Consider the following 26,607-nt stretch of genomic DNA (forward strand, 5'->3'; position numbering starts at 1 on the left):
TGTCTGATATGTCGGAGTCTCAATGGCCTTGGTAAGAAGGTCATGCAGTGGAGTAAGTGTGAAGGCCCAGTGAAACGCGCTGGTCCTGGTGTACGCATGGAACGTGCGCTTTGACGCGGTTCCGATGCCGCCCACCGTTCAGGACCGCCCCCGGGACGCCCGGGGCTACCCCGTGCCGGCCATCACCCCGTGGGTGGAGGAGCAGCCGCAGTTCGCCCTCACCGACTACGGGCGCAGCGCCGCCTGCGCCCGGGAGCGGCTGTGCTCGGTCTGCGGGCGGCTCATGGCCAGGGGCAGCGTCTGGCGGGTGGTGGGCGCGGCGGAGTGCGCCGCGATCGGCGAGGCGCTGGCCGCAGGGCGGCCCTACCGCAACCTGGCTCCCACGCTGGAGGGCCCGGGCCACCGGGCGTGCATGCTCTACGCCTCGATGGTCTGCCCCTACCTGGCCCGCCCCAACGCCCGGCGCGGCACCTCGGCCGGTCGGCCGGACGAGCTGACCGCGCACGTCGTCCGGGGCGCGGTCCGGGGGACGATGGGCGCGGTGGTCGGCTTCGCCGACTACGAGTTCGCGGTGACCGCCACCCAGGTGCTGTTCCGCTTCGTCGACGTGGTGGAGTTCCTGCCGCACGACACCGCCGACGCCCACGCCGAGGAGCTGCGGGCCGAGTTGGCTCAGGACCGGTAGGCCGGCAGCCCGACGTGGCCGGAGACCTGCACCGCCGCGCCGCCGCCGACCGCGACGGTGTCGATGCCGGCCGGGGTGCGGAAGGCGATGGTGCTGCCGTCCGGGGACCAGGTCGGCTCGGTGTCGTCGGCGGTCGCGTCCGGGGTCAGGTCCCGCGCCGTCCGGGCGTAGGCGGTCTCCTCGAAGATGTGGTCGTGCCCGTCCACCGAGCGGACGAAGACGACGTCCTGGCCGTCCGGCGAGAGCGCCGGCTCGGAGCCCTGCGCCAGGGCGCCGCCCATCTGCCGCAGGTAGTCGTCGCGGATGTAGACCTCGCCGGTGCCCGTGTTCTCGTACACGGTGGTCCCGGTGGCGGCGGTCCCGCCCCCGTTCGGCCAGGTGTTGCCGGTCTGCGGCAGCGGCTGGACGTTCTGTCCGGCGCCGGCGTTCAACGGCAGGACGGTCGGCGTGCCGTCGACGGCGGTCGCGGACACCCGCTCCAGCCGGGTGCTGCCGTTGACCGCGGCGGCGAAGAAGAGGTTGTCCTTCGGGACGATCCCCTCCGGGTCGCCCTCGGTGACCTGCCAGGCCGGGTGGGACCAGACCTGGTCGCCGGGGTTCCTGGCGACGACGGTCCGCCCGCTGCCGTCGGGGTTGCTGACGACCAGGTCGCCGGCGCCGTCGATGAAGGCGGCCTTGGCGCCGCCCGGGCTCCAGGCGAGGTCGCGGACGACGGCGCCGAAGTCGACGGTGGTCCCGTCCATCACCACCGTCCCGGTCCCGTTGCTGATGGTCAGCCCGTTGCCCGCGGTGCCGTTGAGCGTGGTGCCGTTGCCCGTGCTGCCCGGCGCGGGGGACTTCACGGGCGCCGCGGCGGAACCGGACGCGCGGCCGGACGCGCTGCCCGACGGGGAGCCGGGGTCGGGGTCGCAACCGGTCAGCAGCAGGGCGGTGCCTGCGGTGAGGGCGGCGGCGAGGGTGATGGCGGCGGCGGTTCTGGAGCGACGGTCGCGAACGGACATCTCGGACTCTCCCACGGCGGGTGACGGGTGCTCGGCGGGCGTCGGCCGGAGTCCCCGCGCTGCGACGGCTCGACTGCCCCGCGGTTCCGGCGTGCTGAGTGAAGCGTGGCAGCGCCGGATGCCGAAGCCGTGCGCACCCGGTCACAGTCCTGCAACAGAGCGTGGCCGAAGGGTGGTTGGCGACGGCTCAGGAAAGAGCTGGGTATGAATCCGGTGATGCTGCTCTCGGGGACCCGCTTCCGCCGCCCGGGGACCGGACCGCCCGGTCCAGGGTGAACCGCACGGCGACCACACCGGCCGCGCCCAGCGCACCCGCGCCGGCCACCACCTCGTGCACCGGCAGCAGCTCCGCCACCGCCCCGCCGACGGACATGCCCAGGCCCTGGGCCGTCATCAGGCCCCCACCATGAAGGCCATCGCCCCCGTCCGCCGGCCGAAGGCCGAGCGGGGCCGGGGGAGTGCGCTCCCCCGGCCCCGCTCGGGTCGTGCCGACTGGTGCTACCGCTGCTACTCGATCTCGATCGGGCCCTGGCCGACCACGCGCCGCCCGTGCTCCTTCTCCGCCGAACGGGCCTGCGGGGAACCGAGGTTCTGCCGGACCGAGTCCAGGATGGTCAGCCCCTGGCCGACCAGCCCGGCGGCGATCTCGCCCAGTCCGTCGGCGCCGTTGAGGACGTTGACATTGGCGCCGGCCAGTCCGGCCGCCGCCTCCTTGACGATCTGCGGCAGCTGGTCGATCAGCATCCGGTCCAGCGCCACCCGGTCGTAGGACGCGGCGGCCTCGGCCTGGACCTTCATCCGGTTGGCCTCGGCCGTGGCCAGCACCCGGATCCGCTCGGCCTCCGCCTCGGCCGGCTTCACGATCTCGGCCACCAGCTGCTGCTGCCGCAGCTCGGCGGCCCGCTGGGCCAGCTCGGTCTGGGCGATCAGCACCTCCTGGGTGGCGTGGGCCTGGGCCAGCGGACCGGCCTGGGCGGCCTGCGCCTGGGCCCGGTCGACCTCCGCCGAGTACTCGGCCCGGACCACGGCGGTCTGCCGGGCGTACTCCGCCTGGTTCCGCTCGGCCTCCTGCTGCGCCTGGACCGAGGCCTGGGTGGCCTGGGCCTGGGCGATCTGGGCCTGCCGCTGGATCGCGGCCTTGTGCGGGGCGGCCATGGCGGCGATGTAGCCGGTCTGGCCGTCGTCGATGGACTGGATCTGCAGCGAGTCGACCGTCAGCCCGATCGTCGCCATCTCGGCCTTCGAGGTCTCCAGGACCTCGGTGGCCAGCTTCTGCCGCTCGGTGACGATCTCCTCGACCGTCATCGAGCCGATGATGGAGCGCAGATGGCCGGCGAAGATCCGGCCGGTCAGGATCGACATCTGGTCCTGGTCGGAGAGGAACCGCTGACCGGCGTTGACGATGCTCTCGGTGTCGTTGCCGACCTTGAACGCGATCACCGCGCGCACCGTCAGCGCGATCCCCTGCTTGGTCACACAGGTCTCGTCGACCTCGGCCTCGCACATGGCCAGCGTCAGGAACCGGGTCTTGCGGAAGACCGGCAGGACGAACGCGCCATGGCCGGTCACCACCCGGAACGGCGCGGTCCCCATCCCGCGCTTGCCCCCGGAGATCAGCATGGCCTCGTCAGGGGCAGGAACTCGGTAACCGAACATCCTTCTTCTCCTCAACCTGCGTTGTCCGGCTCCCCGGACAACGCTTCCAACGGATCGGCCCACTCGATGACCTCGACCTGGCGTGAGCCCCGGGAGTTGATCACGAGCACGGGCGCCCCCTTCGGCAGGGGCTCTTCGGACCAGGCGAGGAAGGTCTCCGTACCACCTCTGACCCGCACCAGAGCCTCTCCCGGACCCGCACTACCACGCGTGCCGAGCAGCAGCACTCCGGTACAACCGATCACGGCTTCGTCCGATGCCATCGAAGGCCGTCCCCCCAACGTTCTGTTCCTGGAGGCAGACACTAGTACCAGCGGCCCTCCCGGCCCATCCCCCACGCAGGTTCTAACGGATCTCGGCCGCTCCGCCGCCCGCGGAACCGGGCGTGACGGTCACCCCCAGCAGCTCCCGCAGGGCCCCCGCGCCGTCCGGGGTGACCCGCAGCGCGCGTCCGGTGCCGATGCGTTGGACCCAGCCCAGCTCGAAGGAGCGTCGGCAGAGCGCCGCGCCCACCGCTCCGGCCAGGTGCGGTCGGCGCACCGTCCAGTCCAGGCAGCTGCGGAGGGCCGGGCGGCTGCGCGGCATCGCGCCGACGTCGATGCCGAGCCCGGCGAGCCAGTCGACGCCGGTCCCGGTGACCGCCAACCCGGCCTCGTCGGAGACCAGTCCGCGTTCCAGCGCCGCGTCGGCGACGGCCACGCCCAGGTCGCCGGCCAGGTGGTCGTAGCAGAGCCGGGCCCGGGCCTCGGCGCTGCGCCGGACCGAGGCGCGCAGGTTCTCCGGCGGCGAGGCGGCGTCGCCGGCCAGCGGATGGCCGGACAGCTCCTCGATCAGCGTGGCCGTCCGGGCGTCGGCCAGGCGGACGTAGCGGTGCCGGCCCTGGCGCTCCTCGACCAGCAGACCGGCGGCGACCAGCCGGGACAGGTGCTCGCTCGCGGTGGACGGCGAGACGCCGGCGTGCCGGGCGAGCTCGCCCGCGGTCCAGGCCCGGCCGTCGAGCAGGGCCAGGCAGAAGGAGGCACGGGTGTGGTCGGCGAGCAGGGCGGCGATCTCGGCGAGGGGCATGACACCAGGATGCCCCCGGCACGGTTCGGCGCCGGCCGAACCGTGCCGGGGGCGGTCTGGGTGCCCGGCAGTGGAGCGTGTGCTGGGTGGTGCGGTCGAGCTCGTGCGGGCAGGGTGGTGCGTACTGGGTCGCGGGTCAGCGCGAGTGCGCCGCCAGCGCCTTCACGAAGAGCGTGGCGTTGATGGTGCCCCAGCCGGTGGCCAGGTCGTAGCCGTGGCCGGCCGAGTAGCCCTTGACGCCCTGGAAGCTGTTGTTGCCGGTGGTGATGTCGACGATGCCGTCGGCGGCCGGCCGGCTCTCGCCCATGGCGTACAGCTCGGGGTTGATCAGGCCGAGGCGGTGGCCCGCCTTCTGGTCGGCGAGGGCGACGATGCCGGAGAAGATCGGCGTCGCCTCACTGGTGCCGCCGACGATCCCCCAGCCCTGGCCGGGCAGGTAGGACGAGTAGACCCAGGCGCCGCCGTTGACCGCGGCGCTCATGCTGATGTCCGGGGTGCCGCGGTGGTTGCCGACGACCTTGGCGACGCCGTTCTGGTACGAGGGACGGCCGAACACGGCGGACAGGCCGCCGCCGCCGGCGCCGTAGCCGTCGTTCCAGGTGGTGTCGGGCGCGGTGCGGGCGCCGGCGTTGTTCAGCGTCAGCTGGGAGCCGCCGACCGAGGTCACCAGCGGGTCCGAGGACGGCCAGGAGTTGGCCGGGTCCTTGTAGAGGCCGCCGCTGTTGTTGTCGCTCGCGGCGCCCTCGTCGCCGGCCGCACCGAGCACGGTGACGTTGTGCCGGGCGGCGTCGGTGAAGGCGTAGCGGAGGTCGGTCAGCGAGGGCGTGCCCTTCTTCCCGAAGCCGGGGAAGGTGTTCTCGGTCGCGCCGAAGCTCTGCGAGATGACGTCGCCGACACCGTGGTTGATCAGGTACGTCTCGGCGTCCATCATCTGCGGCAGGCCGCTGGTGCCCTCGTTCTCGTTCACCGCGGTCTCGACCAGCACGATCCGCGCGCCGGGGGCGACGGCGTGGGCGTACTCGACGTCCAGGGTGGTCTCGCCGGCCCAGCCGGTCTGGTTGGTGTCCTTCGGGTTCCAGGCGGGGACCTTCCCCCACTTGACCACGTTCACGGTGGTGTTCGGCAGGCCCCAGGCCTTGTCGAAGACACTGAGGTCGTGCTGGATGGTCGGCGAGCCGTAGGAGTCCACGATCACGATGGTCCGGCCCTTGCCGGTGATCCCGGCGCGGTACAGCGGGTTGAGGTTGTAGGCGTCCCGGTACTGCAGCGGCGAGTAGCAGCGGACCTTGAACTTCGCCAGGCAGGCGGTGGTGGAGATCGGCGAGGTCGCGCCGGATATCAGGGTGTGGCCGGCCACGGCCGGCACGACCTGGACGGACGGCGTCGCGGTCGGCGCGGCGCCCGCGACGGCACCGAAGGGTGCGGCACCCGAGAACGCCGCCACGGCCGCAGCAGAGGCCGTGAGGGCGGCGGCGGTCCTGGCGGTGCGAGCACGAACGGTGGAGCGGTCCATGGATCTCCTCAGGCAGTGGGCAGTGGGCGGCGTCCTGCGGGTGCGCGGGCGGCCCCGTCGGAGCGCGTCGGAGCGCGACGGAACCCGTCGGGGCGCGGCAGGAGCGCCCCCGACCGAAGTGATAATCACCCACCGCATCCCCGCTGTGACACCCCCGATCGGGGGGACCTGGCAGCCGACCGGCGACTTGCCACTGCCGGACCACCCAACATCAGGCGTCATGTCTGGTATTGACGGTATGTCAGTGACAGGAGAGCAGTCCGGTCCGGTTCAGGGGGCGCGGAAGAAGGCGGGGAAGGCCGGCGCCAGCAGCGGCCGCCGCCCCCAGGCCGTGATCCTGCCGCGGGCGATGGCGCTCCACGGGTTGCACCGGCCCAGGGCGATCAGCAGGAAGGTGACCGGCTCGGTGACGATGGTGCAGTCCGGCCGGGGCGAGCTGCCGGGGGTCACGCTGAGGACGCCCCGCTCGAAGGCGGCGGTGAAGCGCGGCCCGCCGCGCAGGCCCAGGGTGAAGCGGGCGGTGAGGCCGTCCACGGCCTGCCGGTCGACCACCCGGGGCATCGCCGTGGTGAGGAAGGGCAGGCACAGCTCGGCCCGCTCGCGGTCGAGCATGTGCGGCCGGCGCAGTGCCCGGGCGAGGTCCCAGCCGTGGCCGAGGACATGGGTCAGCAGATAGGAGTCCAGGACCGACAGCTCCATCGGGCCCATCGGCGTCACGGTCGGGGTGGACGGCGGCAGCGCCGCGGAGGCGGCGACGAAGTCACGGGCGCCGGCGGTGATCGCGTCGGCCAGCGGGGCGGGGGCCCGCTCGGTGAACTCGGCCAGCGACACCGCGTTGGCGGCGGCCAGTCCGCCCGGCGTGCCGTCGCCGTACGGGGGCTCCAGGCCGGCCGCGAGGTCCGCCATCAGCCGGTTGGCGAGCGCGAGATGGGCCGCTGCCTCGCCGACGCTCCACTCCGATCCGGGGACCCGGACCGCCGGGTCGACGCCGGTGCGCAGCAGCGCGGCGACGGACTCGGCGGTCGCCAGTATCGCCTCGTGCAGCGGTGCGCGCCCGTCGGGTCCGGGCAGGGGAGCAGTCATGGAGCCGAAGCGTGGCCCAACGGGGCCGGGCTGTCCAGGGGCGGCGCAGCGGGCGCTCCCCCGCCACCGGGTCAGTACGGCGTCGTCCCGCAGTAGGAGGGCGTCCAGGCGGAGGCGCCGTAGGCGTTGGCCGCGCGGACGGAGACGCAGATGTTGTCACCGGAGTACGGTCCGTCGATGACGTAGCTGGTCCCGCCGGTGGAGTAGACGGTGTTCACATTGCCGTTGCTGTCGGTGTAGTGGATGTCGTAGCCGGTCGCGCCGGACTCCGCCGACCAGGACACGGTGAGCGGCATGCTGCAGGCGCCGAAGCAGGACTCGTTGTACAGGGCGTTGAAGCCGGTCATGTTCCCCGGCGGCCGTCCGGCCGCGGGGGTGGTCGGTGCGCTGTGCGTCGGCGCGCTGCCGTGCGTCGGCGTGGACGAGCCCGGCGCGCCGCCGCTGGTCGAGCCGTTCGACGACCCGCCGGAGGACCCGGCGGTTCCGCCGGCGGACCCGTTGTTCGCTCCGCCGTTCGTACCGCTGTTCGCTCCGCCGTTCGTACCGCTGTTCGTTCCGCCGTTCGTACCCGCCGACGACCCCGGGTTCGATCCTCCGGTCGTGCCCCCCGGCGGCGTCGCCCCGGCCGATCTGCCCGGGGAGCCGCCGGACGACGCCGACGGACGGCTCGGAGCGGGGCTGCCGGAACTCCCGCTCGTGGTGCCGCCGGTAGCGGTCGGGGTGCTGCCGGTGGAGGCACTCGACCGGGGCGTCCCCTGGCTGCCCGGGCTCTGGGCGGCGGCGTGGTTCCCGCCGTCGTCGAGGGTGACCGCGAGCAGCACGACGAGGGCCACCGCTCCGGCTGCGGCGGAGGCTGCCAGTATTCGGCGCCGGGGCCCGCGTTCGGGCTCGTGCCCGCCTTCGTGGCCTGCGGGCAGGAGCCTCGGCCGGACGGTGGTCCCGTCCCGGGTCTCGCCCCCGGCCGCCGGAACGTCACCCCCGGCCGGCGCCGCCGGGCCCGGCGGGTTCGCCGGCGCCGCCGGGGCGAGCGGGGCCACCGGGTCCGCCGGGTCCGTGACCACGGCCACCACCGCGCCGGCGTCCGAAGGCGCCTTGTCCTCCTCGTCCCTCTTCTGCTCCTCCTCGGCAGCTGCGCCGCCCTCCGGCAGGGGCTCCGGGCGCGTCGCCGGGACCGGGCCCAGGCACGAGCCGGCCTCCTCGCGGAGCGCTGCGGCCAGCTCCTCCGGCGTCGGCCGGTCCTCGGGCTGCTTGGCCAGACAGTGCCTGATGATCCGGGCCAGGTCGTCCGGGACGAGGTCGAGTTGGGGCTCCTCGTAGACGATCCGGAAGCCGATCCCGTAGGAGTCGTCCTGACCGAAGGGGTGCTCGCCGGTGACCGCGAAGGCCAGCACCAGGCCCAGGGCGAAGACGTCCGCGGCAGGTCCCACCCGGGACCTGCCGCGCAGTTGCTCCGGTGCCATGTACTGGGGCGTGCCCAGCACCGCGCCGGTCTGGGTCAGGGTGGTGACCGCCGTGCCCCGGGCGATGCCGAAGTCGATCAGCCTGGGACCCTCGCCCGACAGCAGGATGTTCCCCGGCTTGACGTCCCGGTGCACCAGGCCGGCGGCGTGGATCGCCGCCAGGGCCTCGGCCAGGTGGGCCCCGGTGCTCCTGACCGACGCGGCGTCCAGCGGCCCGCGCTTGACGATCACCGTGTGCAGCGACGGGGCCGGCACGTACTCGGTGGCGAGCCACGGCTGTTCGGACTCGACGTCGTAGTCGATGACGGCCGCGACATGACGCCCGGTCACCGCCTTCGTGGCGAGGACCTCCCGCCGGAATCGCTCACGGAAGGCCGCGTCCTGGGCCAGCTCCTCGTTGATGACCTTCACGGCCGCGGTGACGCCGTCGTCCCGGTGCCCCAGGTAGACCCGGCCCATGCCGCCCGCTCCGAGCAGCCCGATCACCCGGTAGGGACCGATGTGTTCCGGGTCCCCGTCCTGCACCGGCTTCAATGCCCCACCCCCGTTGTCGGCCCCCGCCAGGCTTGCACCGGCGACATTGAACCACAGCGTGTCGAACGGCTCGCGTCCCGCGCTCCGGCTACGCCACCCCGGCGCCGACCGCCTCACGGGCGTCCGCCGCCGGGAGCCAGTCCGCTCCGGGCCGGTACTCCAACCACCGGTCGGCGCGGCCGGATTCGGTGAAGGCCGCGACCAGCGCGGACCGGTCGGGGTGCCGGTCGGCCGACCGCCACAGCAGCGACCAGGCGTACAGCGGAGTGGGCTGCACCAGCGGCACGGCCCGGACCCGGGCGCCCTCGGGCAGCGGTGCGTCGGCCGGGAAGAGGGTGAAGCCGCCGGGCAGTGCGGCGACCCGGGCCATCAGGTGCTCCGGCCCCAGGTTGGCCCCGCCGTCCACCGCCGGACCGAAGCGCTCGGCGAAGCGCTGGAGGAACTCCAGCCGGTCGATCGCGGCCGGCGACACCAGGGTGCCGTCGGCCAGCTGGTCCGGACGCAGGGCGTCGCGGCCCGCCAGCGGATGGTCCAACCCGAGCACGGCGTCCATCGGTTCGAGCCGGACCAGCCGGTGCGTCAGCGCCGCGTCCCAGTCCGGGCCGAGGGCGTGGACCCGGCCGAACCCGAGGTCGGCCTCCCCGCGCACCAGCGCCGCGATCGCGGTCGGCAGGTCGCGGGCGGCGCCGACCTCGGGGGCGGGCCCGGTGAAGTGTTCGAGGGCCCGGCCGACGGTCCGCATCGGCGCGAACAGGTGCCCCCAGGCGTCCAGTCGCAGCGGCTGTCCGCCCTGGCGCACCGCGCGTACCGCGACCTCCGCGGCGGCGATGGCGGCGATGGCGGGTTCGAGGAACCGGCGGCCCGCGTCGGTGGGTTCGACGGTCCGGCCGTCCCGGAGCACCAGGGCGGCGCCGAGTGCCTCCTCCAGCCTGGCCAGTCGCTTCGACAGCGCCTGCTGGCTGACCATCAGCTCCTCGGCGGCCCGCCCGAAATGGCGGTGCTCGCAGATCGCGACGAATGCGCGGGCCTGCCCGAGATCCAGTTCCATGGCTCCCAGCTTGGGCGACAACCGTTGCTTGTCAAACCGTCCGAACGGCTGTTGGAACGGGGGACCCGGCCGCGCTTGGCTGGTCGCAGCGAAAGGGGCCGCCGGGAATCCGGCGGAACGCGGAAGCGGAGGAGTCGACCAATGAAGGTACTGCTGCCCACCGGTGGGCCTGCGGCGAACGTGGTGGCCGGGCAGGCGCCCGAGCCGGTCCCGCGCCCCGACGAGGTGCTGCTGAAGGTCGAGGCCTTCTCGGTGAACCGGGGCGAGACCTTCCTGCTGGAGGACCCGCAGCCGGGCTGGCGGCCCGGCAAGGACGTGGCCGGGCTGGTCGTCCAGGCGGCCGCGGACGGCACCGGACCGGCGGTGGGCAGCCGGGTGGTGGGGCATCCGCCGCAGGACGGCTGGGCCGAGTACGTCGCCGTCCCGGTCGGCTCGCTGACCGAACTGCCCGACTCGGTCTCCACGCTGGAGGCGGCCGCGCTGCCGTTGGCCGGACTCACCGCGCTGCGGCTGCTGCGCACCGCCGGGGATGTGACCGGGCGGCGGATCCTGATCACCGGGGCCTCCGGCGGGGTCGGCCACTACTTCACCGAACTCGCCGCGGGTGCGGGCGCGGTGGTGACCGCCGTCAGCCGGGACGCGCAGCGCGGCGGACGGCTGGCCGAGCTCGGCGCGGCCGAGGTCGTCCACGACGTGGCCGAGGCCGTCGGCCCGTTCGACATCGTGCTGGAGTCCACCGGTGGCAAGGCCTTCGCCCAGGCGGTGGCCCGGCTGGCGCCGCGCGGCACCCTGGTCTGGTTCGGCCAGGCCAGCCGCGAGCCGGTCACGGTCGACTTCTTCGACCTGCTCGCCGGGGCCCGGTCGGCCACCATCCGGCACTTCGCCTACGTCGACTCCGACACCCCCTACGGCGAGGACCTCGCCACCCTGGTCCGGCTGACCGCCGCCGGACGGCTGCACCCGGAGCTCGGCCTGGTGGCGGACTGGTCGGCCACCGCCGAGGCCATCACCGCCCTGCGCGAGCGCCGGGTGCGCGGCAACATCGTCCTCACCCTGTCCTGACCACCACAGCGTCCCGAACGTCACAGCGTCCTGACCACCACAGCGTCCTGACCACCACAGCGTCCCCGAACACCAGCGTCCTTGGGAGTCGTCCACCATGAGCACCGACAGCAACGCCACCGACCCGAAGACCGTCGTCATCCGCTACGTCGAGGCCGTCCGCGACGGCGACCTCGCCCTCATCCGCGAGAGCTTCGCCGAGGACGCCAGCTGGACCTACCTCGGCGACGTCCCGGTCCTCGGCCGGGTCTGGCGGGGCCGGGACACCATCGTCGACGAGTTCCTCGGCGGTGCCGGGGCGCTGTTCGCCCCGGGCACGGGGGCCGAGGTGGCGCTGGTCAACGCGTTCGCAGAGGGGGAGCAGGTGCTGGCCGAGTGGACGTCCAAGGCGACCGCGCGCAACGGCACGGCCTACGACAACCGCTGCGCCGGGATCTTCGCCGTCCGGGACGGCCGGATCGTCTCGGTCCGCGAGTACGCGGACACCCTCCACGTCGTCCGCAGCCTCTTCCCGGACGAGGCCTGACCCGCCGCCCTGCGGGGAGCCGGGCGCGTCCGGGTGGGGCCAGCGGCCCAGGGCCTTGCCGTAGGCGCTGATGCCGGTGGTCTCGGTGGGCAGGTGGCTGCCGGGCGCGGAGAGGGCGGTCACCCGGTCGAACAGGGCGAGCATGTCGGCCTCCTGGAGGTACTGCCGCAGGCCCTCCCGACAGCCAGCAGGTCGGCAGCTCCGGCCGGAGACCGGCGGCGAGCAGCCCCGAGGGTCGGGCCGCCGTCCCCGACTCGGCGCGGTGGCCGACGCGCTGGCGGGGCATGCCGAGGTCGCGTACGCGGCGGCGACCACCGGGCCCGGCAACCTCGCGGCCATGGTGGTGCGCCGGGACGCCGACGCGCTGTACGAGTACCTCGCCCGCCGACTGGGCGGGCGCCAGGGGGTGTTGAGCGCCGAGGCGACCCCGGTCACCCGCCACATCAAGCGGTCCGGCGCTCTGCTCGGCCCGGTCCGTAGCGTCTGAGCAGCGCTTTCGTCCGGCCGCCTTTGACATGCTCAGAAAATATGAGCATGCCTCTTGTTTTGTTACTTGTCGGTACCTAGCATCTGCCCGATCGACGCTGCTCTCCCGCTCCGAACCGCCCGGCCCATCCGCCGGGTGGTTTCCCTCCTCAACAGGAGCCACGCGTGACCAGACCAGCACTTGCCAGGACCGCCGTGCTAGCGGCGGCCGCACTGATCGGCGCCCTCGGGATGACCGGTACACCCGCCTTCGCCGGGGCTCCGGCGACCGCCGCCTCGACCACGTCGAGTGTGTCGGCCGCCTCGGCCCGCACCCCCGCCATCGTCGCCCTCGGCGACAGTGCGATCTCCGGCGAGGGGGCGGGCACGGACACCGACGACGCCTATGTCCCCGGGACCGACGGTCCGACCAACTTCTGCCACCGCAGCACCGAGTCGGAGATCTTCGACACCGGGCTGTCCGGCACCACCGGAGTCGACCTCGCCTGTTCCGGCGCGCAGACCGGCGACCTGGTGAGCGATCCCACGCTCGCCAAGATCACCGGCGCGGGCAGCGGCGACTTCGGAGAGCCCAAGCAGGACGTCGAGTTGGCGCAGACCGCGGCGACGTACCAGGTGAAGATGGTGGTCGTCACCATCGGCGCCAACGACGACTTCGACTTCAGCGGGATCATGGAGAGCTGCCTCGGGCAGTACTTCCCGATTCCGCAGTCGGAGGGCTGCCGCGACACCATCGGCAGCGCCGCCATCACCGCCCGCGCCCAGGCGGTCATCCCCAAGATCGAGGCAGCGCTCACCGACGTCCGCGAGACCATGCGCAACGCCGGGTACGCCGACGGCTCGTACCAGCTGGTGATGCAGTCCTACTTCACCCCGATCACCCCCGACATCCGGACCAACACCTATGCGGGCAAGGTCGCCGACGGCTGCCCGGCCTACCCGGAGGACCTGGCCTGGGGCCACAACTGGGTGGTCCCGCAGCTCGACGACGCGCTCCGGACGGCGGCCGAGGCGGTGCCCGGCGTGCGCTTCCTCGACCAGCGCCGGGTCAGCTACGGTCACGAGGTCTGCGCCGAGATGACCACGTCGCCCTACGAGTACACCAACGGTGACGTGATCGACGTCAGCGAGCTCACCCGCAACGGCTGCGACTACTCCATCGGCATCCTCGGCCTGTGCGAGGACGAGATCCGGCAGTCCTTCCACCTGCGCGTCGCCGGCTACAAGGGCGAGGGCGCCTGCCTCGGGGAGTTCTTCGACGCCCCCTCCCAGCAGGAGGCCTACTGCACCCTGGACCAGGGCGACGGCACCACCATCGAGCCGCTGACGGTCGGTCAGCCCTTCGACGACGCGCCCCAGGACGGCGCCTGGTTCCAGCTCACCAACCACGCCACCGGCCAGGTCCTGGACTTCTCCGGCGGCGGCACCTACGGCGACAGCACCAACGGCCGCCCGGCGATCACCTATCCGGCGGACGGCGGACTCAACCAGTCCTTCGTCTTCGAGGCCAAGTCCGACGGCAGCTACGAGCTCGACTTCAGCGGTAACCGCGACATGTGCCTGGACGCCACCGGCGCCTCCACCGCCGCCGGCACCCCGCTGGAGCAGTGGGGTTGCAACGGCAACGGCAACCAGCACTGGATGCTGGAGTCCGCGGGCAACGGCCTGTACAAGGTGGCCGACTCGCAGAACACCGACATGGTGGCCACCCTCGGCACCTCCGGCCTGACCGACTCCTCCGGGAACCCGGTCACCGTCCTCCAGCCCGACACCGGCGCGTCCGGCCAGCTGTGGCAGCTGACCCTGCTCGGGATCGTCTACCTCGGCTGATCCCCGTCCGACCGTCGCCCGACCGGGGCGGAGGCGAGGCGGCTGCGGCTGCCGGGCCTCCGCCCCGCTCCACGGCGGGCGAAGGGGTCAGCGGTCGCCCGGGGTGACCAGGCCCGACTCGTAGGCGAAGACGACCGCCTGGGCCCGGTCGCGCAGGGCGAGCTTGGCCAGCACCCGGCCGACGTGGGTCTTCACGGTCTGCTCGGCGACGACGAGGGCGTCGGCGATCTCGGTGTTGGACAGGCCCCGCGCGATGAGCTCCAGCACCTCGGTCTCGCGCGGGGTCAGCCCGTTCAGGCGCAGCGCCGGATCGCGGCGCCGGACCGGCCGCTGCCGGGCGAAGTCCGCGATCAGCCGACGGGTGACCGAGGGGGCCAGCAGCGCGTCACCGGCGGCCACCACCCGGACCGCCTGGATCAGGTCGGTGATCGGGGCGTCCTTGAGCAGGAAGCCGCTGGCGCCGATGCGCAGCGCCTCGTAGACGTAGTCGTCCAGGTCGAAGGTGGTCAGCATCAGCACCTTGGGGCGGTGGACGACGCCGGGCGGCGGGTCCAGCAGCTGCCGGGCTGCCTCCAGGCCGTTCAGCTCCGGCATCCGCACGTCCATCAGCACCACGTCCGGATGGGTGCGGCGGCTGACCGCGACGCCCTGGAGGCCGTCGGCGGCGTCGCCCACCACGTCGATGTCGCTCTGCGCGGAGAGCAGCGCGGCGAAGCCGGAGCGGACCATGGCCTGGTCGTCGACGACGACCACCCGGATCGTCATCTGCTGTCGTCCTTGTCCTCGGTGTCCTCGGTGTCCTCGGCGGGGACCGCCGGGGCGGTGAGCGGAATGCGGGCGGCGACCCGGAAGCCGCCGCCCGGCAGCGGACCGGTCTCCAGGGTGCCGCCGACCAGTCGGACCCGCTCGCCCATGCCGACCAGGCCGTGCCCGGTGCCGACGCGCTCCAGCGGCTCGGCGGGCCGCGCCGGGGCGCCGTTGACGACCAGGACGGTCAGTTGGGAGCGGTCCTCGGAGACGGTGACCGAGACCCGGGTGGGCGCGCCGGGTGCGTGCCGCACCACGTTGGCGAGCGCCTCCTGGACGATCCGGTACCCCGACAGCTCCACGGCCTGCGGCAAGTCGCCCAGGGCACCGCCCGGACCGTCCAGCCGCAGCTCGGCCGGGAGGCCGGCCCGCACGGTCGCCGCCACCAGCAGCGGCACCCGGGCCAGCGCCGGCTGGGGAGCCCGCTCGCCGTCGGCCTCCTCGCTCCGCAGCACGCCCAGCAGCCTGCGCATCTCGGTGAGCGACTCGCGTGCGGTGGCGGCGAGGGAGCCGAACTCCTCCCGGGCCTCGGGCGGCAGCCCGCCGATCCGGTAGGGGGCGCTGTCGGCCTGGACGGTGATCACCGACATGTGGTGGGCGACCACGTCGTGCAGCTCCCGGGCGATCCGGGTGCGTTCCTCCAGCAGGGTGCGCCGGGACCGCTCCTCCGCGCTGATGCGTTCCTGCGCGACCAGCCTCCGCAGTGCGTCGCCGCGCTCCCGCAGCGCCCCGCCGACCAGGAGCACCACCCCGCCGAACACGAACAGCGTGGTGTCGGTGCCGTCCCGGTCATGGGGGTGGATCAGTCCCAGGGCGAAGCCGGCCGCCCCGATCGTCAGCCATGCGGCGAGCAGGGTGCGGCGCGACGCGCGGCGGGTGAGCGCCAGCAGCAGGACCAGCTGTCCGACCAGGACGGTCGACGGCCAGGGCCAGCTGTTCCCGGCGAGGCCCGGGGCCGACGCCAGGACCAGCGAGCCGACCGCGTCGGCGGCCGTCATCAGCAACCAGGCCGCCATCGGCCGGGCGACTCCCAGCAGCAGCGGCGCGGCCTGGGCGACGGCCAGCCCCACGGCGAGCGCGCCGCCCAGGCCGTAGGAGTGGGTCAGCAGCCGGGTGCCGACCAGCGCCAGCAGCAGGGTGAGCAGCAGTGCGCCGGCGTAGGGCAGCGCCCGCCGCCGGCGGTGCTCGGGATCGGCGAGCAGCGACCCCGGACCCGGCCGACGCGGGGCCGGAGGTCCGCTGGCCCCGGTCCCGGCGCGATCGTCCATGGCGGGGCCAGCATAGGCGGACGTGCGGAGCGGTGCTGTCCGGCGGCGCACCGGTCAGGCGTCCCTGCGGCGCAGTTGCCGGGCCGCGAGCCCCAGAGCGGCGGCGGGGTAGAGGAAGCACAGGCCGAGACCGCTCCACGGCCCGAGCGCGGTCGGGTCGGGCAGCACATCGGTGATGGCGGTGCCGGCCGCCATCGGCAGGTACTTGTTGAGCTGCTCCGACCAGTCGCCCGGCAGGAACCCCACGGTGATCGGGAGCACGAACAGCAGGCCGAACAGCGCGGAGACCGCCCCGGCGGTGTTGCGCAGCAGGGCGCCGAGGCCCAGCCCGAGCAGGCCCACGGCGGTGAGGAACAGCGCGCCGCCGAGCACCGCCCGGGCCGCGCCCGGATGGCCCAGGGTGGTGCCGAGGTGCTGGGCGGACAGGACCGACTGGCCGAGCAGGAAGGCCGCGACGGTTGCCGGCAGGCAGAGCGCCGTCGTGGTCAGCGCGAACACCGCGGCCTTGGCCCACAGCACCGGCAGCCGCCGGGGGACCGCCGCCAGGCTGGTCCGGATCATTCCGGTGGCGTACTCGCCGGTGACCAGGAGCACCCCCAGGACGCCGACGGCCAACTGCGCCAGGTAGACGCCGGTGAGGCTGATCGCGGTCGGGTCGAAGCCGGTCGGCCGGGCGGGGCCGCGCCGGACCGAGGCCACCAGCGCCCCCACTCCGACGATCAGTACGACGGCGGCCGACAGCGACCAGACGGTCGACCGCAGCGACCGCAGCTTCGTCCACTCCGAGCGCAGCACCCCGGCCAGGGTGACCCGTTGCCGCACGAGGTACCGGGGCAGAGCGGGGACGGGGGCGGCGGCGGTTCCGGTGTCGGTGGTCATCGGGCTGCTCCGGTGGTCGCGGAGGCGCGGTACTCCACCGCGTCCTGGGTCAATTCCATGAAGACCTCCTCCAGGGAGGCCTGCTGCGCCGTGAGTTCGAGCAGGACCAGTCCGGCCTCCCCGGCGACGCGCCCGATCTGATCGGTGGTCAGCCCCGACACCTGGAGCGCCCCGCCCTCCGCCCGCTCCACCGCCACCCCGGGCGAACGGAGCAGCGCCGCCAGCGCATCCGGGCCGGTGCTGCGGACCCGGACGACCGGGCGCGCGTCGCGGGCGAGGAACTCCTGCATCCCGGTGTCGGCGATCAGCCTCCCGCGGCCGATGACCACGAGGTGCTGCGCGGTGAGCGCCATCTCGCTCATCAGATGGGACGAGACGAAGACCGTCCGCCCCTCGGCGGCGAGGCTCTGCAGCAGCGTCCGGATCCAGCGGATGCCCTCGGGGTCGAGCCCGTTCACCGGCTCGTCGAGGATGACCGTCCGGGGGTCGCCGAGCAGGGCGGCGGCGATGCCGAGACGTTGGCCCATGCCCAGGGAGAAGCCGCCGGCCCGGCGCCGGGCAACGGCGCGCAGGCCGACCGCGTCGATCACCTCGTCCACGCGGGAGCGCCGGATGCCGGAGGTCTGCGCGAGCGCCAGCAGGTGGTGGTAGGCGCTCCGGCCGGTGTGGACCGACCGGGCCTCCAGCATGGCGCCGACCTCGTGCAGCGGGGCCGAATGCTCCCGGTACGGCTTGCCGTTGACGGTCACCGAGCCCCGGGTCGGCGCGTCCAGGCCGAGGATCAGCCGCATGGTGGTCGACTTCCCGGCCCCGTTGGGGCCGAGGAAGCCGGTGACCATCCCCGGCCGCACGGTGAAGGACAGGTCGTCGACCGCGACCCGGTCCCCGTAGTGCTTGGTCAGTCCGCGTACTTCGATCATGTCGTACAGCCCTTCTGTCCTCTGCCTGCTGCCGGACGCGGTGTCACGAGATGCCGTGCGAGCGGACGAACCGCATCTCCGGGTAGTGCGCGGACGGACCGCGCAGCAGCGCGCCGTCGCCGTCCCGCAGGTACCTGTCGAAGAACGCCCGCAGGTAGGCGCGTTGGACCGAGACCGAGCGCAGCGGCGCACCGGTGCCGATCTGGTCGACGACCTCCGCCGGGGTGAGCCCGAGCACCGGGGCGAGCTGGGGCACGAACACCTCGCCGTCGGTGAACGAGTCGTGGGTCGAGCCCTTGAGCCGCAGTTCGAGCTTGGGTCCGCGCTGGTTGGCCCAGAAGGCGGCCCAGCCGGGGAAGGGGTCGTCGTGGTCGCTGCTCAGCAGCAGGAACGGTCGGTCGGAGCCGGCCGGGGCGGAGGGCCCGACGAACTGGCCGTCCAGGCTGAGGCCGGCCTTGATCCGCCGGTCGTTGTGGATGGCGGCGGCCGTGGTGCAGCCGCCGAGCGAGTGGCCGAACATGCCGATCCGGTCCAGGTCGAACGCGCCGCGCAGGCCACGGGGGAGCGGGCGGTGCTCGGCATCGGGGTTGCGACCGGCGTTCAGCTCCTCGATCCGGTCCAGCACGAAGCGGGCGTCGGCCTCCCGGACGCCGGCCTCCGCCACGACGAGCCGGTCGGAGGGGTCCGCCGGGAGCAGCGCGGTCTCGATCCGGCCGCCGGGGAACTCGACCTCGGAGGCGTCGTAGGTGTGGTCGATGGCGACCACGAGGTAGCCGTGCGAGGCCAACTCCTCCACCAGGCCGGTGCCGGCGCTGCGGTCCATGCCGTAGCCGGGGGAGAACAGCAGCACCGGGCAGGGGCGCTGCTGCCGCACCGGTGCACCGACCCGGCCGCTGGTGGTCGGCAGCCGTACCGATCCTGACGGGATGTTCCACGACGCCTCGAAGTGGGGCACCGCCCCGGGGGAGATCCAGGGCGCCGCCGGATGGCCGCGCTCCTGCTGCGCCGGGTACCAGAGCTGCACCATGAGCTCGCGCGGCCGAGGGGTGGGCGCCCACGGGTCCCGTCGGGACGGGTCGACCAGGTGCAGCGCGACGGTGCCGATGCGGTCGCCGCCGGTCGGCGCCGGCAGGGTGAGCAGCGGGACCGCGCGTGCCGCCCGGCCCCGCGCCGACGCCGAGGAGTGCGCCGCCGACCGTGGGGCTGCGGCGGCGGAAGCGGCGGCGGGGAGCAGGTCGAGGCCGCCCACCGCCGCGGTGGCGGCCGAGAGCGCCAGCAGCCGACGGCGGGTCAGTTCGGAGGTCGAGCGGGTGGCGGCGGGGGAGGGTGCGGGACGTGGTGTCATCGGGCTTCCCTTTCGACGGGCGATCGAGGGCGATCGTTCGGGCGAGGGGAACCTAGGCCGGAGGAAGGGTTCCGCACGTCACACCACGGAGCCAGGTCCGCCGTCATACCGGGGTAGCACGCCGGTGGGCGGGAGTGCGGGGCGCGTCCCGGCTACGGCCGGGGTCCACCCGCGCCGAACCCTGGACCGACGACACCTCGCGGCCCCCGCAGCACGGTTGTCCTACTGGTCGCAGTCAGGCACCGTGCGGGTGCGGGGCTGCCCACCCCGGGGGTTAACACCACCCGGAACCGGGGTGGAAGCGGTATCCCGCCGGATGAGCGTTCCCGAGACGCTTGGTGTGGCAGCGGCCGGGGGGCGCGAGCGGCCGGCCGCCATCCGACGACCCTCAGGAGTTCCTTCATGTCGAAGCGTTGGTGGGACAAGGTCCGTTCGCTCCGGCCCGGTACCGCGCGCACCGCTCGTGGGTCCGACGGCCGGCCCGTGGCGGTGGCGACCGCGACGGCCGTGGTCGCCTGCAGTCTGGCGGTCGGCGCGCTGCTGCCACCCGCGGCCTTCGACGCCCTGACCGGACACCGGCCCGCCTCCTCCGCCTCGGCGTCCGCCGCCTCCGCCACCTCACCGGGACCGGCGACGACGCTCCGCAGCTCGCCCTGGCGGCCCTGACCGGTCCCGGCCCCCTTCCCGGGGCTCAGTCGGCAGCAGGCCGGCTGCCCGGGCCGGACCGGGTGAGGAGGCGCCGGAGCCAGCGGGTGCGGGCGTCGCGGGCGTCCCGGCTGAGTGCCGCCTGCGGGGCCAAGCCGTCGAAGCCGTGACAGGCGCCGGGCCAGACATGCAGCTCCGCCTGGCCGCCGGCCTGCCAGATGGCGTTCGCGTAGGCCACGCCCTCGTCCCGGAACATCTCGGCCGACCCCACCTCGACATAGGCCGGTGGGAGCCCGGAGAGGTCCGTGGCGCGGGCGGGGGCCGCATAGCCGGGCAGGTCTGCGGCGCCGTGGCGGTCGCCCAGGGCCGCCTGCCACGCGGTCGCGTTGGAGGTGAGGTCCCAGACGTCGACGCCGGTCAGCTGCTGACAGGAGAAGGTGCTGCCCCGGTCGTCCAGCATCGGGCTCAGGAGCAGTTGCCCGAGGGGCACGGGACCGCCGCGGTCACGGGTCAGCAGGGCGAGGGCCGCGGCCAGCCCGCCGCCCGCGCTCTTCCCGCCGATGACGACGCGGTCGGCGTCGACGCCCAGTTCGGCCGCGTGCCCGGCGGCCCAGGTGAGCCCGGCCCAGCAGTCCTCCAGCGGCCCCGGGTACCGCGTGTGCGGCGCCAGCCGGTACTCCGCCGAGACGACCGCCAGCCCCAGCGGGAGGGCCCACTCGCGGAGGATCCGGGGCAGCACCGACCACGCGTTGCCCATGAGCATCGCGCCTCCGTGCAGGTAGTACAGCAGCGGCAGCGGCCCGTCGAGCCCGGACGGCCGCGCGCTGACGAGGGTGACGTCCGGCGCGCCCGGAGGCCCCGGCACGCAGAGCTCCGCCACCTCGAACCGGCCGTCGCCGCGAAGGTCCTCGGCCGTCGGCCGAGGCCGGGTCGCGGCATCCCGCTGCTGCCGGGCCGCGAGATTGTCCGGGGTGACCGGCTCGCGCCACCCCTCGCCCAGGGCCGCCAGCACCGCACCCAGTTCCGGATCGAAGGGCGGCGGTACCGTCGGCGTCGGAGCCCGGCCGGGCTCCGGCGCCCCGCGGCGCACCCTCATCCGGTGGAGCATTCGCCCAAGACCCATGCGGCACAGCCAATCACGCCGACGAGCGCTTCCGCGCCGGGAAGTGCGCCAACGGCGACCTGCGGCTGGAGAAGCTGTACGGGGACTGCCGCTGGGCCGAAGGGCCGGTCTACCTCCCGGCCTGGCGGCAGCTGGTCTTCAGCGACATCCCCAACGACCGGCTGCTGCGCTGGGACGAGGTCACCGGCACGGTCGGGGTCTTCCGCTCCCCGGCCGGGCACAGCAACGGGAACACCCTGGACCGGGAGGGCCGCCTGATCAGCTGCGAACAGGGCAACCGCCGGGTGACCCGCACCGAGCACGACGGCTCGGTCACCGTGCTCGCGGACCGCTACCAGGGCCTGCGGCTCAACTCGCCCAACGACTCCGTGGTGCGCTCCGACGGCTCGGTCTGGTTCACCGACCCTGACTTCGGCATCACCAGCGACTACGAGGGCCACCGCGCCGAGGGCGAGATCGGCGCCTGCAACGTCTACCGCATCGACCCGGCCGGCGGTGCGGTACAGCTGGTCGCGGACGGCTTCACCGGTCCGAACGGGATCGTCTTCTCGCCCGACGAGCGGCAGCTGTTCGTGGCGGACAGCCGGGCCCGGCACATCCGCGTCCTCGACGTCCACGAGGACGGCACCCTCTCCGACGGCAAGGTCTTCGCCGAGGCGCCGAACAGCAGCTTCGACAACATCCGCTTCGACGACGGCGGCCGGCTGTGGGCCGCCGCGTTCGGCGACGGCGTCCACTGCTACGACCAGGACGGCACGCTCATCGGCCGCATCCTGGTCCCGGAGCCGGTCTCCAACCTCGCCTTCGGCGGGCCGAAGAACAACCGGCTCTTCATCACCGCCGCCACCTCCGTGTACTCGCTCGTCATGGCGGTGACGGGGACCCCCCGGGTGCGCCGGATCGGGTCCTAGGCCACTGATCAGCTCTCGCGAAACGATCAACTACACTCGCGCAAGCTGCATCAGACATGTCCTCACAACAGGGTGAAGCCCTGCCGAGGCCAGGCCCCGCCGGGAGACCCACGGTGAACCCCTACGACCGTCCCGACTTCCCCGGCAGCGCCCTGCGCCCCGCCGGGGGCAGTCGGCTCCCCGTCCCCCCGGCCCAGCCGACCGTCCCCGTGCTGACCCCGCACGACTGGGGGTTCATCTGCGGACTGCTCGCGGCCAAGACCCCGCAGGAGCTCGCCGCGCGCCCGTTCGTGCCGACGGCGGCCAAGCTGCGCCAGGGCGAGCAGGCGCTGATCACCGCGCCCGCCCAGCGGCACAGCTGGAAGCCCACGACGGCATCCCAGTACCAGCGCCGCAATCTGTCCGCCCGGGGCTCCGTCTCGTTCCTGCTCGCCGCCCACGCCGTCAACGAGGGCATCAACGCGATCAACAAGTCCCGCGCCCAGGCCAAGGCGCAGGGCCAATGGGTCGTCGAGTCGACCGGGACGCTCACGGTCACCACCCGCAGCATCCACTACCTGCACCCGGAGAACTGGGCGACGGTCAACTGGACCGACTCGCTGATGTGCGATCTGCCCGCCCCCGACGTGTACGAGGTCCACTTCCGCAACGGCGAGACCGGCAACCGGCTCGGCCTGCGGTTCCGCACCATCTGGGCGCCGCTGCTGTTCGCCATGACCGCGTTCGCCGTCCACCCCGGACACCCCCGGCTGCACGACCGCTCGTGGGTGCCCCCGCACGTCGCCCACCTCCACCCCGAGGTACCCGCCGAGATCGCCGCGGTGGCTGCCAGGCGCGCCCGGGGCGAACAGCCCTGACCACGTGGCTCTCCGGGCCGAGCCCGGGCCGGGCGGCACCACGGCCGGTCACAGCCCGGCGGGCCCGCACCGTTCCTCCGGTGGGGCCCGTTGCGCAGAGCTGTCGTCGTGTCGGTCGGCCGGATACCGGGTTCAGCGGTTCGCCCGGCGGCTCTGCAGCTCGTCCAGGAACGGGGAGGTGGTGTGCGGGCGACCGTCCTTGCCCTTGGACCAGAGGACCCGGCTGGTGGAGCCCACGGCCCGGTTGAGCGTGACGGCGCCTTCGACGAGCATGCCCGCACCCAGGGTCAGCAGCAGACTGTTGCCGGCCGCCGCGGCGGCATGCGGGTCGGCGGCCTGGAAGACGAAGTTCAGCCCGAACTTGGCTGCCAGGCTCAGCAGCCACAGGACGACGGTCGCTGCGGTGTAGTGCACGTAGGCGATGCCGCCCTGTTCGGAGAGCCGGGTGCTCAGGCCGCGCAGGGCGCCCAGGGCGATGCTGACCGCCGCGGTGCCGATCAGGAACGCCAGGGCGGCGGGATCGTGTCCGGCGCCCGACACGTCCGAGAGTCCCAGCGCCACCAGGACTGCGGGCAGCAGCAGCATCCGCTTGGCCTGCGCCGGTTCTCCGGCGACGCGACGGAACATGACGTAGCAGACGGCGGCGATGATCAATACGATTTCGAACACGGGGTTCCTCCTGGCCGGTTGGTCCTGCTGGCATTGCTGTCGACGGTGCCGGTGGTGCTCAGTACCCGGCCGCGGTCCGGAGGTTGGCCTGCGACCTGGCGGGGGTGGCGCCGGGGAGCCCGGCGGCGCGGACGGCCAGGGCGATGGTGCGGGTGAGGAGCATGGCCACGGCCATGAAGAGGAGTCCGTCGGTGATGGCGGCGGCGCTGACGTGCTCCCGGACGGCCCAGTGGACGAGCTGGGTGGGGAACCAGTGGACGGAGCCGTAGGAGAAGGCGGCGCGGGCGCCGATGACGGCGGTCCACAGCAGCGCGTAGGACACTCCGGCCCGGGTGACCGGCCTGCCGGTGCTGGGGCTCCGGTAGACCTTCATCCGGGAGATGGCGACGATCCCGAACAGGACGCCCAGGAGTGCCGCGCCGATCTCCAGCACCAGGCCGGAGCCATGGGTGGCGGGGGCTTCCACGAACATCGGGACGACGCCGCCGGCCAGGAGTATCGGCCGCAGGACCCGCATCCGGCCGATCTTGCGGTGGCCGCCGAGGTCGGCCTCAAGCGTGGCCACCAGGACGGCACCGTTGACGATCATGGCTTCGGTGAGTTCGGACAGCATGGCAACTCCTGTACGCAGATGAGGTTTCCCGACTCCTGCGGCGCCTGTTCGGCCGCCCGGTCCGGGTATGGGTCAAGCCTCGCGGCCAGGGCGATCGGCAACATCGGCACATTGACCGGACACCGGCCCTGTCATCTGACGCGGCAGCCCTGTGCCGAATGACGTAGGCGCCTCGCTCGAACACGTGGCTGTAGTGTCAGGTGCGACAGGTGAACAGAGACGGGGCAGCGCAGTGGACGAACAGTCCGTGCCGACGAGCAGGTCCGGCAGCCGGGTCCCCGATGACGGTCAGCACCGGGAGCACGCCGACGAGGCCGCCGCTCTGGGCCTGCCGACCCTGGCGGTGGCACTGGCCCGGGTCGAGGACGGGATAGCCGTCGTCGATGCCGGTGGTCGCTTCGTCTATGCCAACCCTGCGGCGTGCCGGATGCTGGGCCGATCGCTCGACCGACTGCGCGGCCGCGAACTCCTGGGCATGCTGGAGGCCGTCGGGCAGACGACGCTGCCGGGCTCCTTCCCCTGGGACCCTGCGGACGCGCCGGCGCCGTTCCTTTGCGGCGTGGGCGGCGGAGGCGGCGTGGGTGCGGCCGGTCACGAGGTCACCTGCTCCGTCTTCGCCACCGACATCGACGGCGCCTCGCACTGGGTGGCGGTCCTGCGCGACCTCGGCGGTGGACGCGCCATGAAGCGCACCGCGGCGGCACTCGCGCAGACCACGGCCCAGCTCGTCGGAGCCGGGACGGTGGACGAGATCCTGCGGGGCATCGCCCGCCATGCCGTCGAGAGCACCACCGCGACCGCCTGCGGAATCGTGGTGGTCGGCGAGGACCACAAGCTGGCTGCGGCGGGAGGCTTCGGGTTCCCGGACCGCGCCCGGAGCATGGGCGCGTGGACCGCCAGCTCGGTCACCCTCGACGAGATGCCCGGCGGGGCCCAGGTGTTGACCGGCAGGTCGGTGTACATGCCCGATGCCCGCTCGGCCATGGGCGCCGCCCCGGCCACCAAGGCCTTCGCCGCCACCATGGACAGCCTGGACTGGCAGGGCTCCTACTACGCTCCGCTCTCCTGGGAGGGAGAGGTGTTCGGAGTGTTCGGGGTGCACCTGCCCTCGGGCGCGGCCAGTCCCAACGCGGATGTGTGCGCCTTCTACGACATCCTCGCCAACCAGGTCTCGGTGGCGGTGACCAACGCCCGGCTGGCAGCCTCGCTGGAGCGCACCCGCCTCGCCCGTGAGCTGCACGACTCGATCAGTCAGGCCCTTTTCTCCATGACCATGCACGCCAGGGCCGCGCAGCTGGCGATGACCAAGGCGGAGTTGGACGCGACGGGGCCGTTGGGCCGGTCGGTCGCCCAGCTCGCCGAGCTGACCCGGGGCACCCTGGCGGAGATGCGGGCCCTCATCTTCGAGCTGCGTCCCGGGGCGCTGGCCGAGGAGGGACTGGTGTCGGCCCTGCGCAAGCAGGGCGCGGCCCTGACCGCCCGGGAACAGGTGCCGATCACGGTGGTCGGGCCCGAACGGCGGCTGGATCTCGGGGCCGGGGTCGAGGAGCACCTCTACCGCATCGCCCTGGAGGCTCTCAACAACGTGGTCAAGCACGCCCGGGCCGAGCAGGTGGCAGTGCACGTCACCGTCGAGGGCGGCGCACTGCGGATCGTGGTGAGCGACGACGGCGCCGGCTTCGAACCCGACGCCGAGCACTCGGGTTCGATGGGACTCTCCACCATGGCCGAGCGTGCCCGGGCCGTCGGCGCCCAGTTCATCGTCACCAGCGAACGGGGCAACGGCACCGTCGTCACGGTGACGCTGCCGCACAGTCCGCGGGACCGCACCGAGGAAGGCACCGACCATGCCCACTGACTCCCAGCCCGCCCATCCGTTCCGGGTCTTCCTGGTCGACGACCACCGCGTCGTGCGCAGCGGAGTCTCCGCCTACCTGGCCATGGTCGAGGACATCGAGGTGGTCGGTGAGGCCTCGGACGGGCAGCAGGCCCTGGACCGCATGGCCGTCCTCGAACCCGCCGACGCCCTGCCCGACGTGGTGCTGATGGACCTGGTGATGCCGGGCATGGACGGCATCACCGCCACCCGGCAGATCAAGGCGCGCTGGCCCGCCGTCGAGGTGGTGGCCGTGACCAGCTTCGTGGAGGAGAGCAAGGTGCGTGGCGCGCTGGAGGCCGGTGCGGCCGGCTACCTGCTGAAGGACGCCGACGCCGACGAGCTCGCCGCCGCCATCCGGGCGGCCGTCTCCGGCCGGATGCACCTCGATCCGGCCGTGGCCAGAATCCTGGCCGACTCGACCCGGGCCTCGCAGCAGACCGGCGACAGTCTGACCCGGAGGCAGCACCAGGTGCTCCTGCTGATCGCCGAGGGAGCGTCGAACCGCCAGATCGCCGAGACCCTGGTGGTGAGCGAGCGCACCGCCCGCACCCACGTCTCGGACATCCTCGCCCGTCTGGGACTGGCCTCCCGTACCCAGGCCGCCCTGTGGGCGGTGCAGGAGGGCCTGGTGCCGGGCCCGCGACCGGGCCGCTGAAGGCCCGAACACCGGGCAGGGCCCCGAACGCCGGGGAATGCCGTCAAACGGCCGATGCCGGGCAGGGGAACCGCTGCCAGGATCGAC

At 73.5% G+C, this 26,607-nt stretch carries 26 protein-coding genes and 1 pseudogene; 10 read left to right on the forward strand and 17 right to left on the reverse strand.

Translation table 11 applies throughout. From position 1 onward, the window contains the following. The first annotated feature begins 124 nt into the window (after positions 1 to 124). Positions 125 to 685, forward strand: coding sequence for a hypothetical protein (locus BS75_RS22395; RefSeq protein ID WP_034089528.1), 561 nt, complete (start codon positions 125 to 127; stop codon positions 683 to 685). On the opposite strand, the gene BS75_RS22400 is transcribed toward BS75_RS22395, so the two are convergent. The 9 genes from BS75_RS22400 to BS75_RS22435 all read right to left on the reverse strand — a co-directional run bounded on the left by BS75_RS22400 (position 673) and on the right by BS75_RS22435 (position 10,045). Next, positions 673 to 1,686 (reverse strand): TolB family protein, encoded by a 1,014-nt coding sequence (locus BS75_RS22400; RefSeq protein WP_034089529.1) that lies wholly within the window; start codon positions 1,684 to 1,686, stop codon positions 673 to 675. The genes BS75_RS22395 and BS75_RS22400 overlap by 13 nt on opposite strands. Before the next feature lie 187 nt (positions 1,687 to 1,873). After that, on the reverse strand, positions 1,874 to 2,080 hold the full coding sequence (locus tag BS75_RS48420; RefSeq protein WP_042437456.1) for a hypothetical protein: 207 nt from the start codon (positions 2,078 to 2,080) through the stop codon (positions 1,874 to 1,876). A gap of 113 nt (positions 2,081 to 2,193) precedes the next feature. After that, positions 2,194 to 3,342, reverse strand: a complete 1,149-nt coding sequence (locus BS75_RS22405; protein ID WP_034089530.1) for an SPFH domain-containing protein — start codon at positions 3,340 to 3,342, stop codon at positions 2,194 to 2,196. Between the two features lie 11 nt (positions 3,343 to 3,353). Further along, on the reverse strand, positions 3,354 to 3,605 hold the full coding sequence (locus BS75_RS22410) for a hypothetical protein (protein ID WP_034089531.1): 252 nt from the start codon (positions 3,603 to 3,605) through the stop codon (positions 3,354 to 3,356). A gap of 82 nt (positions 3,606 to 3,687) precedes the next feature. Next, positions 3,688 to 4,407, reverse strand: a complete 720-nt coding sequence (locus BS75_RS22415) for an ArsR/SmtB family transcription factor (protein WP_034089532.1) — start codon at positions 4,405 to 4,407, stop codon at positions 3,688 to 3,690. 136 nt (positions 4,408 to 4,543) lie between these two features. Then, positions 4,544 to 5,920, reverse strand: a complete 1,377-nt coding sequence (locus BS75_RS22420; RefSeq protein WP_042437455.1) for a S53 family peptidase — start codon at positions 5,918 to 5,920, stop codon at positions 4,544 to 4,546. Positions 5,921 to 6,190: 270 nt separating this feature from the next. Then, entirely contained in the window at positions 6,191 to 7,003 is an 813-nt protein-coding gene (locus BS75_RS22425; RefSeq protein WP_034089533.1) for a maleylpyruvate isomerase family mycothiol-dependent enzyme, read from the reverse strand. A gap of 71 nt (positions 7,004 to 7,074) precedes the next feature. After that, positions 7,075 to 8,988, reverse strand: coding sequence for a serine/threonine-protein kinase (locus BS75_RS22430; RefSeq protein WP_052069616.1), 1,914 nt, complete (start codon positions 8,986 to 8,988; stop codon positions 7,075 to 7,077). 97 nt (positions 8,989 to 9,085) lie between these two features. Beyond that, positions 9,086 to 10,045 carry a LysR family transcriptional regulator gene (locus tag BS75_RS22435; protein WP_034089534.1) on the reverse strand — a complete coding sequence of 320 codons (960 nt, stop codon included), beginning with the start codon at positions 10,043 to 10,045 and terminating at the stop codon, positions 9,086 to 9,088. Positions 10,046 to 10,186: 141 nt separating this feature from the next. Here BS75_RS22435 and BS75_RS22440 point away from each other — a divergent pair, with 141 nt between their 5' ends. The 4 genes from BS75_RS22440 to BS75_RS22455 all read left to right on the forward strand — a co-directional run bounded on the left by BS75_RS22440 (position 10,187) and on the right by BS75_RS22455 (position 13,949). Then, the gene (locus tag BS75_RS22440; protein ID WP_034089535.1) at positions 10,187 to 11,107 is read left to right on the forward strand and encodes a zinc-binding dehydrogenase; all 921 of its coding nucleotides are present in this window, start codon (positions 10,187 to 10,189) and stop codon (positions 11,105 to 11,107) included. Between the two features lie 97 nt (positions 11,108 to 11,204). Then, on the forward strand, positions 11,205 to 11,633 hold the full coding sequence (locus tag BS75_RS22445) for a nuclear transport factor 2 family protein (RefSeq protein ID WP_034089536.1): 429 nt from the start codon (positions 11,205 to 11,207) through the stop codon (positions 11,631 to 11,633). Between the two features lie 262 nt (positions 11,634 to 11,895). Then, positions 11,896 to 12,120 carry an Lrp/AsnC ligand binding domain-containing protein gene (locus BS75_RS22450; RefSeq protein WP_052069617.1) on the forward strand — a complete coding sequence of 75 codons (225 nt, stop codon included), beginning with the start codon at positions 11,896 to 11,898 and terminating at the stop codon, positions 12,118 to 12,120. Positions 12,121 to 12,284: 164 nt separating this feature from the next. Further along, positions 12,285 to 13,949, forward strand: coding sequence for an RICIN domain-containing protein (locus BS75_RS22455; RefSeq protein WP_034089537.1), 1,665 nt, complete (start codon positions 12,285 to 12,287; stop codon positions 13,947 to 13,949). 87 nt (positions 13,950 to 14,036) lie between these two features. On the opposite strand, the gene BS75_RS22460 is transcribed toward BS75_RS22455, so the two are convergent. Genes BS75_RS22460 through BS75_RS22480 form a run of 5 tightly spaced genes read right to left on the reverse strand, consistent with a single transcriptional unit; the run spans position 14,037 to position 19,168 of the window. Then, on the reverse strand, positions 14,037 to 14,714 hold the full coding sequence (locus tag BS75_RS22460; RefSeq protein ID WP_034089538.1) for a response regulator: 678 nt from the start codon (positions 14,712 to 14,714) through the stop codon (positions 14,037 to 14,039). After that, on the reverse strand, positions 14,711 to 16,024 hold the full coding sequence (locus tag BS75_RS22465; RefSeq protein WP_063771450.1) for a sensor histidine kinase: 1,314 nt from the start codon (positions 16,022 to 16,024) through the stop codon (positions 14,711 to 14,713). The genes BS75_RS22460 and BS75_RS22465 overlap by 4 nt, the downstream gene beginning before the upstream one ends. A gap of 54 nt (positions 16,025 to 16,078) precedes the next feature. Beyond that, on the reverse strand, positions 16,079 to 16,903 hold the full coding sequence (locus BS75_RS22470) for an ABC transporter permease (RefSeq protein ID WP_034089539.1): 825 nt from the start codon (positions 16,901 to 16,903) through the stop codon (positions 16,079 to 16,081). Beyond that, positions 16,900 to 17,823: an ABC transporter ATP-binding protein gene (locus tag BS75_RS22475; RefSeq protein WP_034089540.1), complete on the reverse strand. Its 924-nt coding sequence runs from the start codon at positions 17,821 to 17,823 to the stop codon at positions 16,900 to 16,902. The genes BS75_RS22470 and BS75_RS22475 overlap by 4 nt, the downstream gene beginning before the upstream one ends. Positions 17,824 to 17,866: 43 nt before the next feature. Then, positions 17,867 to 19,168, reverse strand: a complete 1,302-nt coding sequence (locus BS75_RS22480; RefSeq protein ID WP_052069618.1) for an alpha/beta hydrolase family protein — start codon at positions 19,166 to 19,168, stop codon at positions 17,867 to 17,869. A gap of 402 nt (positions 19,169 to 19,570) precedes the next feature. Here BS75_RS22480 and BS75_RS22485 point away from each other — a divergent pair, with 402 nt between their 5' ends. After that, positions 19,571 to 19,834: a hypothetical protein gene (locus BS75_RS22485; RefSeq protein WP_034089541.1), complete on the forward strand. Its 264-nt coding sequence runs from the start codon at positions 19,571 to 19,573 to the stop codon at positions 19,832 to 19,834. Between the two features lie 25 nt (positions 19,835 to 19,859). Here the strand turns inward: BS75_RS22485 and BS75_RS22490 are convergent, their stop codons facing one another. Next, the gene (locus BS75_RS22490) at positions 19,860 to 20,909 is read right to left on the reverse strand and encodes an alpha/beta hydrolase (protein ID WP_042437487.1); all 1,050 of its coding nucleotides are present in this window, start codon (positions 20,907 to 20,909) and stop codon (positions 19,860 to 19,862) included. A 47-nt stretch (positions 20,910 to 20,956) separates the two neighbouring features. On the opposite strand from BS75_RS22490, the pseudogene BS75_RS22495 reads away from it, so the two are divergent. Both BS75_RS22495 and BS75_RS22500 read left to right on the forward strand, forming a co-directional pair. Further along, a pseudogene (locus BS75_RS22495) lies at positions 20,957 to 21,847 on the forward strand (SMP-30/gluconolactonase/LRE family protein); the annotation flags it as partial. 113 nt (positions 21,848 to 21,960) lie between these two features. After that, complete coding sequence (locus BS75_RS22500) at positions 21,961 to 22,704, forward strand: hypothetical protein (protein ID WP_034089542.1); 744 nt, start codon at positions 21,961 to 21,963, stop codon at positions 22,702 to 22,704. Between the two features lie 132 nt (positions 22,705 to 22,836). Here BS75_RS22500 and BS75_RS22505 read toward each other — a convergent pair whose 3' ends face one another. Next, a complete protein-coding gene (locus BS75_RS22505; RefSeq protein ID WP_034089543.1) occupies positions 22,837 to 23,373 on the reverse strand; it encodes a DUF1453 family protein in 537 nt (178 codons plus the stop codon). Positions 23,374 to 23,431: 58 nt separating this feature from the next. Beyond that, the gene (locus tag BS75_RS22510) at positions 23,432 to 23,986 is read right to left on the reverse strand and encodes a hypothetical protein (protein WP_034089544.1); all 555 of its coding nucleotides are present in this window, start codon (positions 23,984 to 23,986) and stop codon (positions 23,432 to 23,434) included. Positions 23,987 to 24,218: 232 nt separating this feature from the next. On the opposite strand from BS75_RS22510, the gene BS75_RS44645 reads away from it, so the two are divergent. Both BS75_RS44645 and BS75_RS22520 read left to right on the forward strand, forming a co-directional pair. Continuing rightward, complete coding sequence (locus BS75_RS44645; RefSeq protein ID WP_052069619.1) at positions 24,219 to 25,844, forward strand: histidine kinase; 1,626 nt, start codon at positions 24,219 to 24,221, stop codon at positions 25,842 to 25,844. Continuing rightward, positions 25,834 to 26,520, forward strand: a complete 687-nt coding sequence (locus BS75_RS22520; protein WP_042437453.1) for a response regulator — start codon at positions 25,834 to 25,836, stop codon at positions 26,518 to 26,520. Before BS75_RS44645 ends, BS75_RS22520 begins: the two co-directional genes overlap by 11 nt. Positions 26,521 to 26,607 lie beyond the last annotated feature (87 nt).

Source organism: Streptacidiphilus albus JL83 (assembly GCF_000744705.1).
In the GTDB taxonomy this organism is placed as follows: domain Bacteria; phylum Actinomycetota; class Actinomycetes; order Streptomycetales; family Streptomycetaceae; genus Streptacidiphilus; species Streptacidiphilus albus.